Here is a 16,671-nt window from a genome sequence, read left to right on the forward strand (position 1 = left end):
TTTTTTCCGTCATTCTGCAAAAAAGGAAGCGGATAAAGCTGAAGTTGAGGTCCGGAGTTCGGTTCGAGGAACCGGCTTCGGACTTCTGTTCCGTTCTGCGGTCACTTCGAGATCGGAATTTTGATTACGGGCATCGCTTTCCGGCTACAGTTCCGGACGTCATTACACGCTTCGGCTTCCGGCTTTAGTCCGGAGGTCATTACGCGCTTCAGCTTCCGGCTTTGGTTCCGGGGCTCAGGTCCGAATATCAATTCCCGGCTTCGTTTCGGGCTGCGGAGCGGCTTCAAACCGGAGTTGCGGATCCGTTTTTTTGTCCCCCGTTTCCGCCGGTAGTTCCGGATTCAGCGCGAACAAGACGGTACACAGGATAATGGCGGAGGTGGCCATTCCAGCAGCGTTAAACGCATGTGCGGCCGGGGGATGAATCCCGCTCTTCAGATGGGAAAACAAAGCTACCGTCCACAGCACCAGCATAAACAGCGGGAATGCCCCCGATACCGGCTGTCCTATCCGTTTGACTCCGCCGATGACAAACCCCGTCAACCCGGCCACCGTATACAATGCAAACGCAACGATCTCCAGCGTCGTCACAACAACCGCCGCTTTGCCTGCGGCAAACCACTCCATCAGGGCGTACTGAAGACCAAGACCTATGACAATCCTTCTGTCCATCGTTCCAAGCGCAGTCCGCATTTCCTCGCTCCTCCTTTTTGATAACGCTTACATTATAGAGGAGCGCAGGAGCTCTGACTGTGATATTAATTACCTCCAGATTCCATAAATGTAAAAAAAGAAAGCGGTGCAGGGGAATCTCTCAGCAGCCCCCCTCACCAGAGCGCCGGATCACCCGCCGCCCAGGCAGCGGCCGGTAAGCCGTACGCCGGATGAATGCTGGTTCTTCCATCCGGCGATTGCCGTTACTCTGCCTGGCAGCAGATTGTACCCCTTCTCCGCCATCCATCACTCATCTTTGGCTAGCTCTCTATCCTGTCCGGTCTTAAATATCCGTTCCTTCCGCCAGAACAGCGGACAAACCCGGAGCGTCCAGCGCCAGCAGCTCCCGGATATCCTCGTCGGTGAGGCCCTCCAGGTTGCCGTGCCCCGGCTGGACCACCTCGTCGATCAGGTTTTTTTTCTTCTGCTGCAGCTCAACCATTTTTTCTTCAACCGTCCCCTTGGCGACAAGGCGGATGACCTGAACCACCTGTTTTTGCCCGATCCGGTGCGCCCGGTCGGCCGCCTGCTGCTCCACCGCGGGATTCCACCACAAATCATACAGGATGATTGTGTCCGCTCCTGTCAGGTTCAGGCCTGTCCCTCCCGCCTTCAATGACATCAGGAACAAATCCCGTTCGCCCATATTGTACCGGTCGCACAGTTCCACCCGTTCCTTGGGAGGGGTGCTGCCATCCAGGTAAAAAAACGGCATTCCCCGGTCGGCCAGCTCAGTGCCAATCCGTTTCAGCATCTCCGTAAACTGCGAGAAAACAAGAATCCGTCTTCCAAGCCCCCGGTATTCCTCCAGCAGTTCAAGCAGCTGCTCAAACTTGGCGGAGCTGCCTGTATACCCTTCGATAAAAAGCCCCGGATGGCAGCACAGCTGCCGGAGCCGGGTGATGCCGGCGAGAATCCGGACCCGCTGTTTTTTCAGCGTGCCTGCGCTCAAATGTTTCAGCGCTTCGTGCTTCAACTCCGCGAGGTAAGCGGCATAGAGCGTACGCTGCTCGGGCAGCAGGGCCGAGGACTGCAAGGATTCGATTTTGTCCGGCAGCTCGCGCAGACAATCGGCTTTGAGCCGTCTCAGCAGAAAAGGCCGGATACGCCTGGCAACGGTCTCACGCGGCATTTCCGCAAACGCCCGCCGGTCCGGGAACAAGCCCGGTAAAACCGCTTCGCAAATCGACCACAGCTCCTCCAGCCGGTTCTCGACCGGCGTGCCGGTGAGCGCAAAACGGTAGCGTGCGGAAATCGACTTCACCGCCTGCGCCGTTTGGGTGTAATGGTTTTTGAAAAACTGCGCTTCATCCAAAATTAAGGTGTGATATGCCGCTTTACGGCCCTGCTCCGCATCCATGCGCAGCAGCGGGTAAGAAGTAATCATCACATCCGCCTCCTGGCGGGATTTGCGGAGGCGGTCTTCTTTGCTGCCATCCAGCACATTTACACGAAGGCCGGGAGCGAATCTGCTGAATTCATATAACCAGTTATACATCAGCGAGGCGGGACAAACCACAAGGGCGGGCTGCTTGTCCTGACGGATTTCGGGCAGTACAGACACAAGAAAAGCGATCGCTTGAACCGTCTTGCCCAGCCCCATTTCATCGGCCAAAATGCCACCAAACCGGTAGGAAGCCAGCGTCTTCATCCACTGGTAGCCGTAAACCTGGTAATCCCGCAGCACCGGAGCAAGACCTGCGGGAACCGGGGCGTCGGTGTGGTCGGGATTCCGCAGCCGTTCCAGCAGCAGCCGGAGCGATTTACCGAGCCGGACAGCCCGGCCGTCATCTGTATGCTCCAAAGCCTGCAGCCCCCGGAGCACAGGCACCCGCATGCGGTTCGCCTTGTCCCATTTTCCAAGATCCGGATCGATCAGAAAGGCGGTTATGGCCCTGAACTCGTCGGTATCGAGCGGCAGCAGCATCCCGTTTTTCAGACGGTGAAACCGCCGTTTCTCGGTCAATGACTGCAGCACGCGGCGGATTTCCGACTCGGGAATCCCATCGATATCAAAGGAGAATTCAAGCCATTCCGTCCGTTCTTCCAGCTCCACTTTAATGCTCGGTGCGGTCTGGATGAATTCCATATTCAATTTGACCGCCGTGGTGGCGTAGACGCGGAGCTTTTTGCCTAGCTGCGGCAGCACGCGGTAGAGAAAATCAAACTCCTCTTCCTGGTCGGCGAGCACGTAACCACCTTCGGTCTCCACAAACGGACAGCGGGCCATCAGCTCCAAAATCTCCCGTTCGGCTTCGCCGTCGCGTACCAAAAGCCCGTTTTCTTCCCTCACGGTCCGCGTATGCTCCAGCGGATTAATGAGGATTGGCCCGTACTGAAACTCCAGCCCGGCAAGCAGCCGGTCCTTGACGCGGTCAAGAAACAGGCTAGCCTTAAGCGGGGTTTGGACGAGCTGGCGGGAGACCGGCTCGGTAAGATGAACGGTGCCGATCCGGCGCAGACTCGGAATCACCTTCTCCAGATAAACCTCCGCAGTATCGGAACGAACGGGAATCCGGCTGCTTCGCGCTTCTTCCATAATCCGCTTTAATCCTGCCAGCTTGCTTGCCTGCCCCGAAGTGAGCGGATATAGCACACCGTCCGCCACAGCCGTCTCATAGGCCGGCAGCAGCACAAAGTCTTCCGGCTCATTGACCGTCAGGCGGTATTCCTCCGCAGACCCGGCGCCGCGGTCGAATACAAAGGTCAGCGGCAGGACGCCTTCGCCCGCCTGGAGACCTTCGTACACTCTTCCGCCGGACGACAGTTTGGCAGACCCCGCCGCCCGAAGGAGCGGCAGCAGCTCCTTCCACCGGGAGGGCGGTATAAAGATGCCTCTGCCAGCTCCCGCTGAATCAGGCATCTCCGGATATAACGCCTCACCGTGGACAAGGCGGGCCAGAACGCGCAGCACCGCATCGTCCTCCGGCCGGAAGCTGTACAGCTCCGGATCGTAGGTGAAGCTGCGGGTAAACGAATACGGCTCCCGCCGCTCCATCCGGTCCAGCAGCACTGCCGGTTCCTTCACCGCAAACAGCCGCTTCGGACCGATTTTTAACTCCAGCAGAAATCCGGTCACGGCGCCTGACGTTTGAATCTTAACCAAAAACTCTGCCGCAAGCACGGTTCTTGAATCAAATAGGCGGCCCGCCCGGGTCGGGATACGGGGTCCATCGTCAAACAATGCCAATATCTTGTCGGCAACCGAGGGGAAGCCGGCGTTTCCCGGAACAGCAGAGGGAACGCTTTCCCCTCTGTGGCAGGCCAAGAGCACCGCCGCAATATGGCGGCAGTACTGATCCTCCGGGTGATAGGCCGGACAATCGCATTCCGCACGGATTTCTTCGGGGTCGGATAGATCTGCATGTACCCGGAACCGTTCCGTTTTATCTCTGATATCCGCCACAAACGGCTCGACCGCCGGATCGCCATCCATAAAGCGGACGGCCCTTTCCCGGAGCAGCTCTTCTCCGTCTTCGCAGGCGAACCGGCCGCATAAATGCCGGATAACTGTTTCATTCAGCACAAATCCCATAGCAGCCTCCTTCCGCATGGCGGACACAACGTCTTAATATATGCTAAATCCTTACATTGATTATCCTGTAGCCCCTTACCGCTTCCCGCTATAATCGTTCCATATTCTCATATAAAGGTGGCCTTCTGCGATGAACCCGACAAGCAATGTGCGCGTGCTGCATTCCCTGGCTTTCAGAACAAAATCATACCTTAACCGAAGCGGAATTTGAAGCGGTCCGGCTGCATTTCAGACAAAGCAAGGTGATCGAGTTGTCCGCGCTGGATGCGCCCTGCCTAAAATTTTCCGCAGGACATCCCCGGCCGGATACCCTATACGCTGCCCATCCTCACAAGCCGGATGTTTACTACCCGGTCCAGCAGTTTCATCATAAGACTTTTGAACAAAATTTCATGAGCTGGCCGCTCTGTTCATGTCCCTTGGAGCAGCCTCCATCGAGGTGGAATGCCAGGAGGGTTACAGCCGGGATTTGCTTCGCCTGCTGCATTGATGACCCTATCCTCTTGCAGAAAGGAGGTTAGGTTTTTTTGATATGCCACGGCTTCCAGAAACCACGGATCTTTTACCCAATCCCTTTAATACCATATACTTATATATAACTTTAATTAGATATGTGTATAATTAGTTGTACAGCTAAATAACAAGGAGGGATTACGATGAAAAACAAGCTGGATAACTTTTTGAATTCAGAACGCATAGTGCACACCTGGCCCGCAAAACGAAGCAACCAGCTGCTTGTGCTCGACCATATGGCAGCGAGCTTCCCCCGCGGCCGCATGTTCACCGAGCGGGAGGTGAATGAGCGGTTGAACACGCTCCACATCTGGGGCGATCCATGTCACATGCGGCGCGAGCTGGTCGATGCGGGCCGGCTGAAACGGACGGAGGACGGAGCCTCCTACTGGGCCGCAGAGCTTCCGGAGTCAGAATAATACACTACACCGCAGCTGTTTCGCCCCTTGTGGCCCCGCCTAACCGCTTGGCTAAACAGGGGGCGACCAGCTGTTATCGGCTGTTTTTACAGCTTAGAAGGAATTATCCTCCGCTTGATCGAATTGAAGGAATCATGAAAAATAAAACCATCATCCACTACATAAAACACCTTTTGATCATGTTGGTTTACCTGTCGCTTCTGGCCGTTATCCGTTTTGCCTGGTATCAGCCTTATCATCTGGACCATCCTCCAAAGGCCGTCAACGGCGTGATGGATCTCCGCGGGATCAACTGGCACAGCGCTCCTTCCATCCCGCTCGACGGGGAGTGGACCTTCTACCCGGAAACGTTTGTCCGCTACAGCGATCTACTTGCTTCCGAGCCGCTGAAGCAGGGTTACGTGCAGGTGCCGGGCGACTGGAGCGACGCGCTTCCTGACGACGACAAACCCTCTTTCGGCTACGGGACCTATCGCCTGCAGATCCTTTTTGACTCCGTCCCGGACGAACCATTGTCGTTTTGGGTGGAGAATATTCAGTCGGCATCAAAAATGGAAATCAACGGTACGGAGATTCCGACGCTTAGCCGGCCGGCAAGCGATTCTGCGGAAGCCATCCCGAGCAATATTTACTATATCGCTACCTATGACAAAGAAAATCCCGCTCAAATCGATCTGTTAGTTCAGGTATCCAACTACGACCATCCCACCTTGGGCGGTATGGTGAAATCCATCCGTTTCGGGCCTCAGTCAGTTATCGATAACGAGCATTTTTATTCCGTCGGCTTTGAGCTGGCAACCTTTTTTATTTTGATGCTGCATGCCTTGTATACCTTGATCATCTACCTGTTTAACCGGAAGGAGCGCATGCTGCTGGTCTTTTTCCTGTTGCTGATCACCGCGGGATTGTCAGTTATAACGGCGAACCATGCCATTTTTGCGCTTTGGCTGTCGCTGAACTATGCGTGGCTGATCAAAATCCGGATTCTCACTTATTTGTGGCTGCCCTTTTTCTTTCTGTTTATGTCCCGCTTCTTTTCGGGAAGTCCTCAAAAAAACAGACTGTATCAAGGTTATGTAGCCATTCTGACTTTGTACTCCGCGTTCATTTTAATGGTATCGACTGAGTGGATTTACATCTCTTATTATAAGTTTTTGATGTTCCCGATTTTGTATTTCGGGCCGATGCTCTGGTCGCTTATTCTGATTTTCCGGATGGTGCGGACACAGCAAAAAGACACCGTCTATATGCTGCTGGCTGCCGCAAGCATCGGTTCCAGCGCCGGCTGGGCCGCCATGCCGCTAATGAAGACTCACAGCAATATTTATTACCCCGTGGATATTATTGCAGCGATTCTCTGCTTTTCGGCCTATTGGTTTAAACGTTACATCCGCAACTCCACGGAAAACGAACGGCTGAATGAGCAGTTGAAAGCGGAAGACCGGTTAAAGGACCAATTCCTGGCGAACACTTCGCATGAGCTTCGCACGCCGCTGCACGGCATGGTCAATATCGCCCACGATGTGCTGGCTTCCAGCCGCAGCGTACTCGACGGACGCAGCCAAAACAACCTGGAGCTGCTGCTCTCCATAGGCAAAAGGATGTCTCATCTGGTGGATGATTTGCTGGATATGGTTACGCTGAAATCCAAGGGGGTTGAACTGAACCGGGGAGCTGTCCGGATCGAATCCGCCGCCGCTGGCGTTGTCGACATGCTGCGTTATCTGAGTGACGGCAAAAATATCTCCATCGAACTGAGGTTTCCTCCGTCACTCCCTGCCGTGTGGGCGGACGAGCAGCGGATCGTGCAGGTTCTGTTTAATCTGATCCATAATGCCATCAAATTTACCGAAGCGGGGACAATCACCATTGACGGAGCCGTCCAGCAGGAATCCGGCACAATGCTTATACGTGTCGCCGATACCGGCGTCGGGATGGACGCTGAGACGATACAGCGGATTTTCCGGCCTTATGAACAAGGCCCCCAGGGACAGGTAGCCGGAGGAATCGGATTGGGACTCGATATCGCCAGACAGCTCGTTGCTTTGCATGGCGGGACCCTGCAGGCGGATTCACTTCCCGGCCAAGGCTCCGTCTTCAGCTTCACGCTGCCGTTGACCACTTCCCCTGCCGCTTTGTCTGCGAATTCGGAAGCAGCATCCCCGGCCGCTGCAGAATGGCTGCTGACACCGGTCGACGAAGCCGCTGCCGGGCGGTATGAACAGGCGGGTCCGGGAGCGGAGGTTCTGGCTGGAGGAGACAGCCGGACACGGATTTTAGCCGTAGACGATGACCCGGTGAATCTGAAGGTGCTGTCGGGTATTTTGGGAGAAGACGCCTACTCTATCCGGACCGCGACATCCGCAAATGAAGCTTTGACGCTGATTGGCGCCCAGCCCTGGGATCTGCTGATTCTGGATGTCATGATGCCCCGCCTGTCCGGCTATGAACTGACCCGGATGATCCGCGAGCGGTATACGCTATCCGAGCTGCCCATCCTGCTGCTGACCGCCAGAAGCAGACCTGAAGATATTGCGGCGGGGTTCCAAGCCGGGGCCAACGATTATGTCACCAAACCCGTCGGCGCGCTTGAGCTGAAAAACCGGGTTGCCGCGCTCGCTGCGCTGAGGCAGTCGGTTAATGATGCCCTGCGTATGGAAGCTGCTTATTTGCAGGCGCAGATTCACCCGCATTTTTTATTTAATACGCTGAATTCCATTTTGACGCTCGCCGAATTCGATACCGCCAAAATGCGTTCGCTTGGAGATGCGTTTATCGACTATATGCGGATCAGCATTGATTTTCTTAATTCCGCCAAGCTGGTGCCGCTGTCACATGAGCTGGAGCTTGTCCGCGCCTACTTGTATATTGAACAAGAACGTTTTGAAGACCGGCTGCGGGTGGTGTGGGAGGTGGAAGAAGGACTTTCGCTGCTGCTCCCTCCGCTGACCGTTCAGCCTTTGGCAGAAAATGCGGTGAAACACGGATTGCTGGGGCGTTCTGCCGGCGGAACGCTGAAGATTCGGATCTGGAGCGAACTTGCGGCCGTCCGGTTTCTGATCTCGGACGACGGAATCGGGATGGACGAAGACAAGGTCCGAAGCCTCCTGGAGAGCGGTTCGGACGCTGGACGCGGCATTGGACTCGTTAATACGCACCGCAGGCTGAAACAGCGTTACGGCGAAGGCTTGACGATCGCAAGCAGCCCCGGCGAAGGAACAACGGTTACTTTTAGCATCCCGGTGTAGTTTGGTGCAGCTATAGGAAACAAATGAAAAAGCGGCCGGCCCGATTAATCGGGCCGGCCGCTGGCGTAATTTAAGCGGGCGGATGAAGTTAACGGATACCTGATTTTGGTTTCACGATTTCACGGTTTCCCGGTTTCACGGTTTACCGGCATCCCGTGTTCTCCCCCTGTCAACCTCTCATACTAGATCGTTTTGGACTCCCCGCCGTCACCGTTACCGGCAGCGGCTTGACGTCTCTGGCGGGCCAGCACGCCGCCATATACACCGAGCAGCGGCATAAGCAGCAGACCGGCCGCAAGCATACCGGTGCGGACAGAAAAACGTCCGGCCACCCAGCCGACAAACGGACCGCCGGCGCTTTGGCCGAGCGCATCGGTCTGGTTGATCATCGACAGCACCGTCGCCCGGTTCGCACTCTGCAGGTTCCGGTTCAGCCAGGCATTGTAGTAAGGCTCGCCCACTGCTTGAGCGGTTCCGATCAGCAGCACGGCCGCCAGTGCCCAACCAAAGCCCGGCGCAAAAGCAAGCCCCGCAAGCGCGAGGACCCGGATGCCGGCCAGACCAAGGAGTAAGGCCGTGACCAGCCGCATCCGCGCTGAGTCCACCCATTTCTCCGCGGTCCATACCGCCGCCAGACTGAGAAGGGTTCCGGCCGCGGCAATCATTCCGAACCAGCCTGCCGGGGATAACCCGCTGGCGGGAAAGCCGATATCCCGGAGGATCAGGCTTTCCCACAGCCGGTCATATCCTTCCGATGCCGCTCCCGTTACCAGGGTCACCCCGGTGAGCAGGATCAGCAGCCGGTTGCCCCGGATCGTCCGCAGTCCGCTGACCCAGGTGTCCTTCATGCCTTTTAGTCCATCAAACATGCTGCTCCGCGCCGGACGCGAAGGGCGGACAAATTTTGTTTCACGCATGGTTAACACCAGTACTGCTCCCAGCGCCAAATACATTACGCCACCCGCCAGATAAGGAGCATTGGAGGCTGCTGTAGACAGGGCCACGCTGAGCGGAATCCCTAGCAGACTGGCCATAAGCTCGTAACGCTTGGACCGGACAAGTACAGCACCCGCCTGTTCCTCGCCCAGCTCGTCGACCATCCATGCCGTGTTTGCGCCGCTGACAAAGGTCCAGCCGATGCCAAAGATGACCTGAGCCCCCAGCACCCAGCCCACCGCGGAACCGGAGCCGTCAAAAGCCCCAAGCCAGACAATGCTCCCTTCATACAGAAATCCGCAGCCGAGAACAAAAGCGCCGATAATTACAGACCACTTACGGCTGTAATAATCCGCAACCACCCCCGTGATTCCCTCAAACAGCAGGACGGTCACCTCCAGCACCGTTCCGACGAGCACAAGCTCCAGCGGATTCAGCCCAAGACGCGTTATATAATAAATGCTGTATGTAGTAAAAATCGTGCTGCTCGCAAGTGCCATCATAAAACTGAGAAAATTATATACTTTTGCCGTGTTCAAAGACTTCATTTGTTTCCGCCTTCCCTGGAAGGCGTCCCACATCGGTTATTAGGAAACAGCTTAGCAGCGCTAAACCGCCGCAGTCACACAACCGCCATAAGGATTGGCGAGACGCCTCCGGATATTATTATTGTTAATGGATTGATCTGCCCGGCTTCCCTGTCGATTCGTGTTCAAGTTGGTTTGTCGCATTCTATTCCCTCATTTCTCGTTTAATATGTTCCGCATATTACCAGAACCCAGGCCAGTGCGCAATAGATCTTTGCTCTGAAGCCGGCAGGGGTAATGGTACGCCGGTGTTTGTGAATTTCCTTTCTGCCAAACATGGCGCCTACTACTCGCCCGCTGCTCGTTGGAATCATGCATCCATCACCAATGGTATTCATACACCTTATGAACCCGCCAAAAATATTCAACAAAACGACCATTGCCGCATTTCGCAACTTTTGCCATAATAGGCGAAACGAATCGCGTTCCTTCCATTTGGGGAAGCGGAGCGAACTTATAAGGGAGGCTTTTGGCATTGAAAGGGATTATTACGGTACTTGGCAAAGACAAAGTCGGCATCATTGCTGCCGTCTGCACTTATCTCGCGGAGCATAACGTCAACATTCTCGACATTTCGCAGACGATCATTCAGGGATATTTTAATATGATGATGATTGTCGACATTACCGAGCCGACCCAGGCATTTGAGACACTGGTGGAAGAGCTGCAGGCGCTTGGCGCCTCCATTGGCGTCGAAATCAAGCTGCAGCACGAAGACATTTTTAATATCATGCACCGCATTTAAGGAGGCCTCCCATGATTTCGCGTGTAGAAGTGCAAGAAACAAATACGATGATCCGCGAAATGAATCTGGATGTGCGGACAATTACCATGGGCATCAGCCTGATGGACTGCGCGCATTCGGATGTCGCGGTGTTCAACCGGAACATTTACGACAAAATCACCCGCTCCGCAGAGCGCCTGGTTCGGACCGGAGAAGATCTGGAACGCCAGTTCGGCGTCCCGATCGTAAACAAGCGGATCTCCGTTACCCCCATTTCCATTGCGGCCGGCGGGCTGCATACCGATTCCTTTGTGCCTGTTGCCGAAACGCTGGACAAGGCCGCCAAAGAAGTTGGCGTTAACTTCATCGGCGGCTTCTCCGCGCTCGTGCATAAGGGCTGCACCAAAGGCGACCGCATGCTGATCGACAGCATCCCGGAAGCGCTGGCCGTCACCGAACGCGTCTGCTCCTCCGTCAATGTCGGCTCGTCCCGCAGCGGCATCAATATGGACGCGGTGAAGCTGATGGGCGACATCATCCGGCAGACGGCCGAACGGACGGCAGACCGGGGGTCGATCGGCTGCGCCAAGCTGGTTGTGTTTTGCAATTCGGTTGAGGACAACCCGTTTATGGCGGGCGCTTTCCACGGCGTCGGGGAACGCGAATGCGTCATAAATGTAGGCGTCAGCGGCCCGGGCGTTGTCAAACGCGCGCTGGATGAGGTCAAAGGCAAGGATTTTGAGACGTTGTGCGAGACGATCAAACGCACCGCCTTCAAGGTCACCCGGGTTGGCCAGCTGGTCGCCCAGGAAGCCTCCAAGCGGCTGGGCGTGCCGTTTGGCATTATCGACCTGTCGCTCGCCCCCACACCGGAGATTGGCGATTCCATCGCCGAAATCTTCCAGACGATGGGGCTGGAGGAAGCGGGAGCTCCGGGAACGACGGCTGCGCTCGCGATTTTAAACGATAATGTAAAAAAAGGCGGCGTGATGGCCTCCTCATATGTAGGAGGATTAAGCGGCGCATTCATCCCGGTCAGCGAGGACCACGGCATGATTGAAGCGGTGCAGCGCGGCGCGCTGACGCTGGAGAAGCTGGAAGCCATGACCTGTGTCTGCTCCGTCGGGCTCGATATGATCGCGATTCCGGGCAGCACGTCCGCCGCGACGATTTCCGGCATCATCGCCGACGAAGCTGCGATTGGCATGGTCAACAACAAGACAACCGCCGTCCGCATCATTCCGGTGATCGGGAAGGAAGTTGGCGAAATTGTCGAATTCGGTGGCCTGCTCGGCTATGCGCCGGTGATGCCGGTGAACGGTTTCGACTGCGCCCCGTTCATCGCGCGCGGCGGCCGCATTCCGGCTCCGATTCACAGCTTCAAGAATTAAGGCGGCTTCATAGCCGGAATCGATTGAAACGTCCCGGACCGTTTGTTCGTAAATACAGGGTGGACTGTGCATTTGGCGCGGTACCACTCTTTTTTTGCTTAAGGTCAAGTCACATATACATATTCATGATACAGAGGGAGGCGGCTAACCGGGATGAAACTGGTTTTGGACGGGATACGCAAAAGTTTTGGGGACAAAGAGGTGCTGAAAGGCTGTACCCACACCTTTGAGCAGGGGCGGATTTACGGCCTGCTGGGACGCAACGGCGCGGGCAAAACATCGCTGTTTAACTGTCTCAGCGGGGAAGCCGGAATTGACGGCGGATCGTTTTATCTGGTGGACGGGGAGACAAGGCGCGAGCTGCGGCAGGAGGATATAGGTTACGTCTATTCGCTGCCGATTCTTCCGGAATTTCTTACCGGCTACGAGTTCGTCAAGTTTTTTATCGAAATCAATGGCGAAGGACAACGCCGCCTGGACGGGCGGAGCATAGATGATTACTTCGACATTGTCAAAATCGAGCCCGAGGACCGTCACCGGCTGATTAAAGGGTACTCGCACGGCATGAAAAACAAAGTGCAGATGCTGTGTTTTTTTATTACACGCCCGCCGGTCATTCTGCTGGACGAACCGCTGACTTCGTTTGACGTTGTTGTGGCGCTGGAGATCAAAAAACTGCTGCGGGAAATGAAGCAGGATCATATACTTATTTTTTCCACGCATATTTTGCAGCTGGCCGCCGATTTGTGCGACGACCTTGTTCTGCTGAACAACGGACGGCTGGAAGAGGTTCCGCCGGGCACCCGGGAGGAAAAAGAATTCGAGGAGCGCATCATCGCCCTCTTAAAGGATGAAAGCCATGCTTGATACGATCCGCAGCATCACCGTTCTCCGTATCGTTTCGTGGACCAACCGCCTCTACTTCTACCTCCAGCGTCTGCCCTGGATCGGCAGGCTGCTTGGCGACGGCTTTTATGCGAACATGGCCTTGAAGCGCAAGCTGTCGGCATTGACGATGATTTTGGGGGCGCTGGGATTTGTGGCGACGAAACTCGCCTATCTGTTCATAGTCATCTGGCTGCCTGTTATGATGCTTGTGGACAGGGAGCCGGGGCTGGCCATTTTTCCCTCTTTTCTGCATGTTTTTCTGTGCTTAAGCTTTGGAGCCGCCCTGTTCGCAAGTGCCGCCATCCTGGAGCCGAAACGGGAAAAATACGTCTGCGTCAAGCTGATGCGTATGCCTGCCGCCCGTTACGTCCGTTCGTTTTTGCTCCTGCGGTACGGCTTGTTCCTGGTGACGTATGCCGCCGCCCTGTCGCTTACCATCGCTATGCTTGGAGGTCCGGTATGGCAGGGGGTCTGGCTGGCTGTGCTCGTCACAAGCTGGCGGCTTGGCGCGGAAGCGCTGCATCTTGTTGTGTTCGACAAAACCGGGATCAACCTGATTAAAAACAGCGTGTGGGTGTGGATCGGCATCGGCCTTGGTTCTGCCGCGGCGTTCCTGCCGCTGCTTGCTGGCTGGCAGCCGGCTGTGGACCGGCTGATGTTCCACCCGCTGTCCGCGCTCCTGCTCCTGGCGGCAGGGGCAGCAGCCGCTTACTTGATCCGCTACCGGCGGTACCCTGCCGCGATGGAGGCGATCACCAAAATCGATGATCCTTTTCTGAACGTCGGGCAGATGGTGAAAGACGTCCAGGTCGCTTCCGTTTCCATCAAAGACGGGGATATCTCGGCGGACCGGCTGCAGAGCGGGAAACACGAAAACAAAACGGGTTACACGTATTTGAACGCGCTGTTTTTTGAACGCCACCGGCGGTTTCTGCTGCGGCCGGTTCTGCAGCGGCTGTGGGCAATCCTGGTTGTGTTCCTGGTTGGCGTCAGCGTGATTTTGTTCCTGCCTGACGAAAAAGCAGAGGTGGCCGGATTCCTGCGGCGGACCGTCTTGCCCTTTTCCATGATGATTTTGTATTTTCTGTCGATTGGCGAAAAGGTGTGCAAAGCGATGTTTTACAACTGTGATCTGCCCCTACTGCGGTACGGCTTCTACAAAAAGCCGGACGCGGTCCGGACCCATTACCGGATTCGTCTGCTGCGCCTCGCGGGTTTAAATCTGATTCCGGCGGCGGCCCTTGCCGCTGCTGTGCTGATCCTGTTTTGGCTGACCGGTGCACCGATGGCGGCAGGTGAAGGCCTGCTCCTCGCTGGCGGTATTCTCGCGTTGTCGTTATTTTTTTCTGCTTATCATCTCAGCCTGTATTATTTGCTCCAGCCCTATTCCACCGAACTTAACGTCAGAAACCCGCTGTATCTGCTGGCGAGCGGCCTTATCTCCTTTCTGACAGTGATCAGCCTGCGGTTTGCGGGCACAAACGGTTTTGCTTATTTCATTATTACCGTGTCATTTGTATATTTGGCGGCATCGACAACTGCCGTCCGCAAGCTGGCACACAAAACCTTCAGAGTAAAATAACAAACGGCCGCCTGACTGGCAGCCAGGGTTAAAGCCGTTTGTCCGCAATCTGGCAGTCAATACTTAAGGCAGCTGGCAGTCATGGCAGTCGCGGCTTAGTATGGACAACCGCCTGATTTCCGGGCCTATTTACCGCTTAACTGGCCGAATGTACAGGCGGAAGATGCGGGCCAGCGTACTATAGGGATAAGTACTAGAGCAAAGGAGCTGAGTTAACAATGCCTTGGTCTTCCCCTTGTCCCCCACAGACGGTTGTTGCCCCCACTCAAACGGTGTACGATCCGGTGTTTCACCCGCAGCCGGTGCAGGTCGTACATCCCATTGAAATTATTAGACAGCACTACTGCGTGCCCATGCCTTACCATGTACCGGTGGTTAGTGTGAAGGATGAAATCTGTACCGTATCGTCGGTCAAACGGCGCAAAAAAAGAAAATAGCCCGCCCGCTTCCGGCCGCTCCGGAAGCCGGACAGACTGAAAACGGCCGCCCGGATTATCCAGGCGGCCGTTTGCCTATTTATCCCGTGCTGCCCGTCCCCGCCCGGTATTCGCCGACAGTGACCGGCAGCACGCCGCGGGCCGGAATCCGGCCGGTCAGCACCTTGGCGGCGGCGCGCATCGCCGGCGGTTTGTTTTCATAGCTTGCGAGATAAGTCCGGATGCCGGGTATCGCGGTGTAGTCGAAGGGATTGCGCGCCGCCAGCACAATAAGACGTACGCCGTCCCGCTCCAGCAGCGCCTGGACCAGTTCCTGCTGGCCTGGCGAAAACCCGGCATTATAGGTTACGGCGACGATTTGGGAATACGTGAGACTCTCCCGCAGTACGTCCCCGATTTCTGCGGTGTCGGGATGGACGTCGATAATACGCTCTTTGACCTCCGGCAGCAGTTCGCCAAGGGCCCGGCCTAACGTCACCTCTTCATGCAGCGCCTCCACCACCTCATGGGCCACCCGGACCTCCGGCCAGACGACATACACCGGTTCGGACGGATCCAGCGGGAGGAACCCTTCATCACGGACCAGCGTGATGCTGCGCTCGCTAAATGCTTCGGCCAGCTGCAGGGAGGAAGACTTTGCGAGCTGGGGTCGGACGCTTTCGAAGTCTCCGGCGCTGCCGTTCCCAATCGAGCGTTTGGCTTTCAGCAGACGCAGTCTGCGGATGGACGCATCAATTCGCTCCTCGGTAATTTCTCCCCGCAGCACGGCGTCAGCCACCGCTTCAATCGCCTCCACCTGGCGGTCATAACGGTGACAGACCAAAATCAGATCGGAGCCGGCTTTTACCGCCTCAACCGCTCCTTTCCCTACACCGACGGTTAACGAGATGGCGTTCATCTCCAGGCAGTCGGTAACGATCACGCCTTCAAAGCCAAGCTGCTCCCGAAGCAGTCCCGTCAAAATGCGGGAGGACAACGTCGCAGGAACAGACGCCTGCTCGTAAGCCGGAAACACGACATGAGCCGTCATCACAGCATCGACGCCTTCCGCAATAATCCGGCGGAACGGCGCCAGCTCAACCCGTTCCAGCCGCTCACGGTCATGCGGGATCGTGGGCAAGGCCAGATGCGAATCGGTGTCCGTATCCCCGTGACCGGGAAAATGCTTCAGAGTGGCGGCCACACCGGCTTCCATATAACCCGAAGCCGCCGCGGCGCCCAGCTCGCCGACCAGCTCCGGCGATTCGCCGTATGAACGGACCCCGATCACCGGATTGGCCGGGTTGTTGTTCACGTCGACGCAGGGAGCAAAGTTCATATTGATGCCGATGTGGCGCAGCTCGGCTCCGGCGATGGCGGCGGCCTGCCGTACAGCCGCCGGATCGCCCGCCGCCCCCAGCGCCATATTGCCGGGCATCAGCGTTACGCCGGCTTCAATGCGGGCCACCATGCCGCCCTCCTGATCTACCGCTATCAAAAGCGGCTCCTTAGATGCGGCCTGCAGCGCTGAGGAACAGGCGTGGATTTGTTCAACGGACCCGATGTTGCGGCGGAAATAAATCACGCCGCCGATTTCATAGTCCGAAATCAGCTTTAGAATGGAATCGCTTGGCTGCATGCCGTCGAATCCGCACATAAACATGCGGCCGACTTTTTTGCGGATCCGGTCCAGATCCGGGTGTTCAGCTGTCATTCGT

The 16,671-nt window shown here is 56.2% G+C and carries 11 protein-coding genes; 7 read left to right on the top strand and 4 right to left on the bottom strand.

Translation table 11 applies throughout. From position 1 onward, the window contains the following. Positions 1–234: 234 nt before the first annotated feature. A complete protein-coding gene (locus ACE6ED_RS01335; RefSeq protein ID WP_410825143.1) occupies positions 235–693 on the bottom strand; it encodes a hypothetical protein in 459 nt (152 codons plus the stop codon). A gap of 304 nt (positions 694–997) precedes the next feature. Next, entirely contained in the window at positions 998–4,249 is a 3,252-nt protein-coding gene (locus ACE6ED_RS01340; protein WP_410825144.1) for a DEAD/DEAH box helicase, read from the bottom strand. 656 nt (positions 4,250–4,905) lie between these two features. Between ACE6ED_RS01340 and ACE6ED_RS01345 the strand changes: the two genes are divergently transcribed. Both ACE6ED_RS01345 and ACE6ED_RS01350 read left to right on the top strand, forming a co-directional pair. Further along, entirely contained in the window at positions 4,906–5,181 is a 276-nt protein-coding gene (locus tag ACE6ED_RS01345; RefSeq protein ID WP_410825145.1) for a DUF2087 domain-containing protein, read from the top strand. 134 nt (positions 5,182–5,315) lie between these two features. Continuing rightward, positions 5,316–8,429 carry an ATP-binding response regulator gene (locus tag ACE6ED_RS01350; protein WP_410825146.1) on the top strand — a complete coding sequence of 1,038 codons (3,114 nt, stop codon included), beginning with the start codon at positions 5,316–5,318 and terminating at the stop codon, positions 8,427–8,429. Positions 8,430–8,611: 182 nt separating this feature from the next. Here the strand turns inward: ACE6ED_RS01350 and ACE6ED_RS01355 are convergent, their stop codons facing one another. Then, entirely contained in the window at positions 8,612–9,913 is a 1,302-nt protein-coding gene (locus ACE6ED_RS01355; protein ID WP_410825147.1) for an MFS transporter, read from the bottom strand. 514 nt (positions 9,914–10,427) lie between these two features. On the opposite strand from ACE6ED_RS01355, the gene ACE6ED_RS01360 reads away from it, so the two are divergent. The 5 genes from ACE6ED_RS01360 (at position 10,428) to ACE6ED_RS01380 (ending at position 14,974) form a co-directional block, all read left to right on the top strand. Then, on the top strand, positions 10,428–10,697 hold the full coding sequence (locus ACE6ED_RS01360) for an ACT domain-containing protein (protein WP_410825148.1): 270 nt from the start codon (positions 10,428–10,430) through the stop codon (positions 10,695–10,697). A gap of 11 nt (positions 10,698–10,708) precedes the next feature. Then, positions 10,709–12,067: a PFL family protein gene (locus ACE6ED_RS01365; protein ID WP_410825149.1), complete on the top strand. Its 1,359-nt coding sequence runs from the start codon at positions 10,709–10,711 to the stop codon at positions 12,065–12,067. A 153-nt stretch (positions 12,068–12,220) separates the two neighbouring features. Next, the gene (locus ACE6ED_RS01370; protein ID WP_410825150.1) at positions 12,221–12,934 is read left to right on the top strand and encodes an ABC transporter ATP-binding protein; all 714 of its coding nucleotides are present in this window, start codon (positions 12,221–12,223) and stop codon (positions 12,932–12,934) included. Next, complete coding sequence (locus tag ACE6ED_RS01375) at positions 12,927–14,537, top strand: hypothetical protein (protein WP_410825151.1); 1,611 nt, start codon at positions 12,927–12,929, stop codon at positions 14,535–14,537. The genes ACE6ED_RS01370 and ACE6ED_RS01375 overlap by 8 nt, the downstream gene beginning before the upstream one ends. Positions 14,538–14,755: 218 nt before the next feature. Then, positions 14,756–14,974, top strand: coding sequence for a hypothetical protein (locus tag ACE6ED_RS01380; protein WP_410825152.1), 219 nt, complete (start codon positions 14,756–14,758; stop codon positions 14,972–14,974). Between the two features lie 79 nt (positions 14,975–15,053). Here ACE6ED_RS01380 and nagZ read toward each other — a convergent pair whose 3' ends face one another. Then, a complete protein-coding gene (gene nagZ, locus ACE6ED_RS01385) occupies positions 15,054–16,667 on the bottom strand; it encodes a beta-N-acetylhexosaminidase (protein ID WP_410825153.1) in 1,614 nt (537 codons plus the stop codon). Positions 16,668–16,671 lie beyond the last annotated feature (4 nt).

The organism is Paenibacillus nanchangensis (assembly GCF_046543445.1).
Lineage (GTDB): Bacteria > Bacillota > Bacilli > Paenibacillales > Paenibacillaceae > Paenibacillus_AQ > Paenibacillus_AQ nanchangensis.

Coding starts and splice junctions, on each gene's coding strand:
- nagZ (WP_410825153.1), bottom strand. CDS start 16,667: ATGACAGCTGAACACCCGGATCTGGACCGGATCCGCAAAAAAGTCGGC.
- ACE6ED_RS01380 (WP_410825152.1), top strand. CDS start 14,756: ATGCCTTGGTCTTCCCCTTGTCCCCCACAGACGGTTGTTGCCCCCACT.
- ACE6ED_RS01355 (WP_410825147.1), bottom strand. CDS start 9,913: ATGAAGTCTTTGAACACGGCAAAAGTATATAATTTTCTCAGTTTTATG.
- ACE6ED_RS01365 (WP_410825149.1), top strand. CDS start 10,709: ATGATTTCGCGTGTAGAAGTGCAAGAAACAAATACGATGATCCGCGAA.
- ACE6ED_RS01375 (WP_410825151.1), top strand. CDS start 12,927: ATGCTTGATACGATCCGCAGCATCACCGTTCTCCGTATCGTTTCGTGG.
- ACE6ED_RS01345 (WP_410825145.1), top strand. CDS start 4,906: ATGAAAAACAAGCTGGATAACTTTTTGAATTCAGAACGCATAGTGCAC.
- ACE6ED_RS01370 (WP_410825150.1), top strand. CDS start 12,221: ATGAAACTGGTTTTGGACGGGATACGCAAAAGTTTTGGGGACAAAGAG.
- ACE6ED_RS01340 (WP_410825144.1), bottom strand. CDS start 4,249: ATGGGATTTGTGCTGAATGAAACAGTTATCCGGCATTTATGCGGCCGG.
- ACE6ED_RS01350 (WP_410825146.1), top strand. CDS start 5,316: ATGAAAAATAAAACCATCATCCACTACATAAAACACCTTTTGATCATG.
- ACE6ED_RS01335 (WP_410825143.1), bottom strand. CDS start 693: ATGCGGACTGCGCTTGGAACGATGGACAGAAGGATTGTCATAGGTCTT.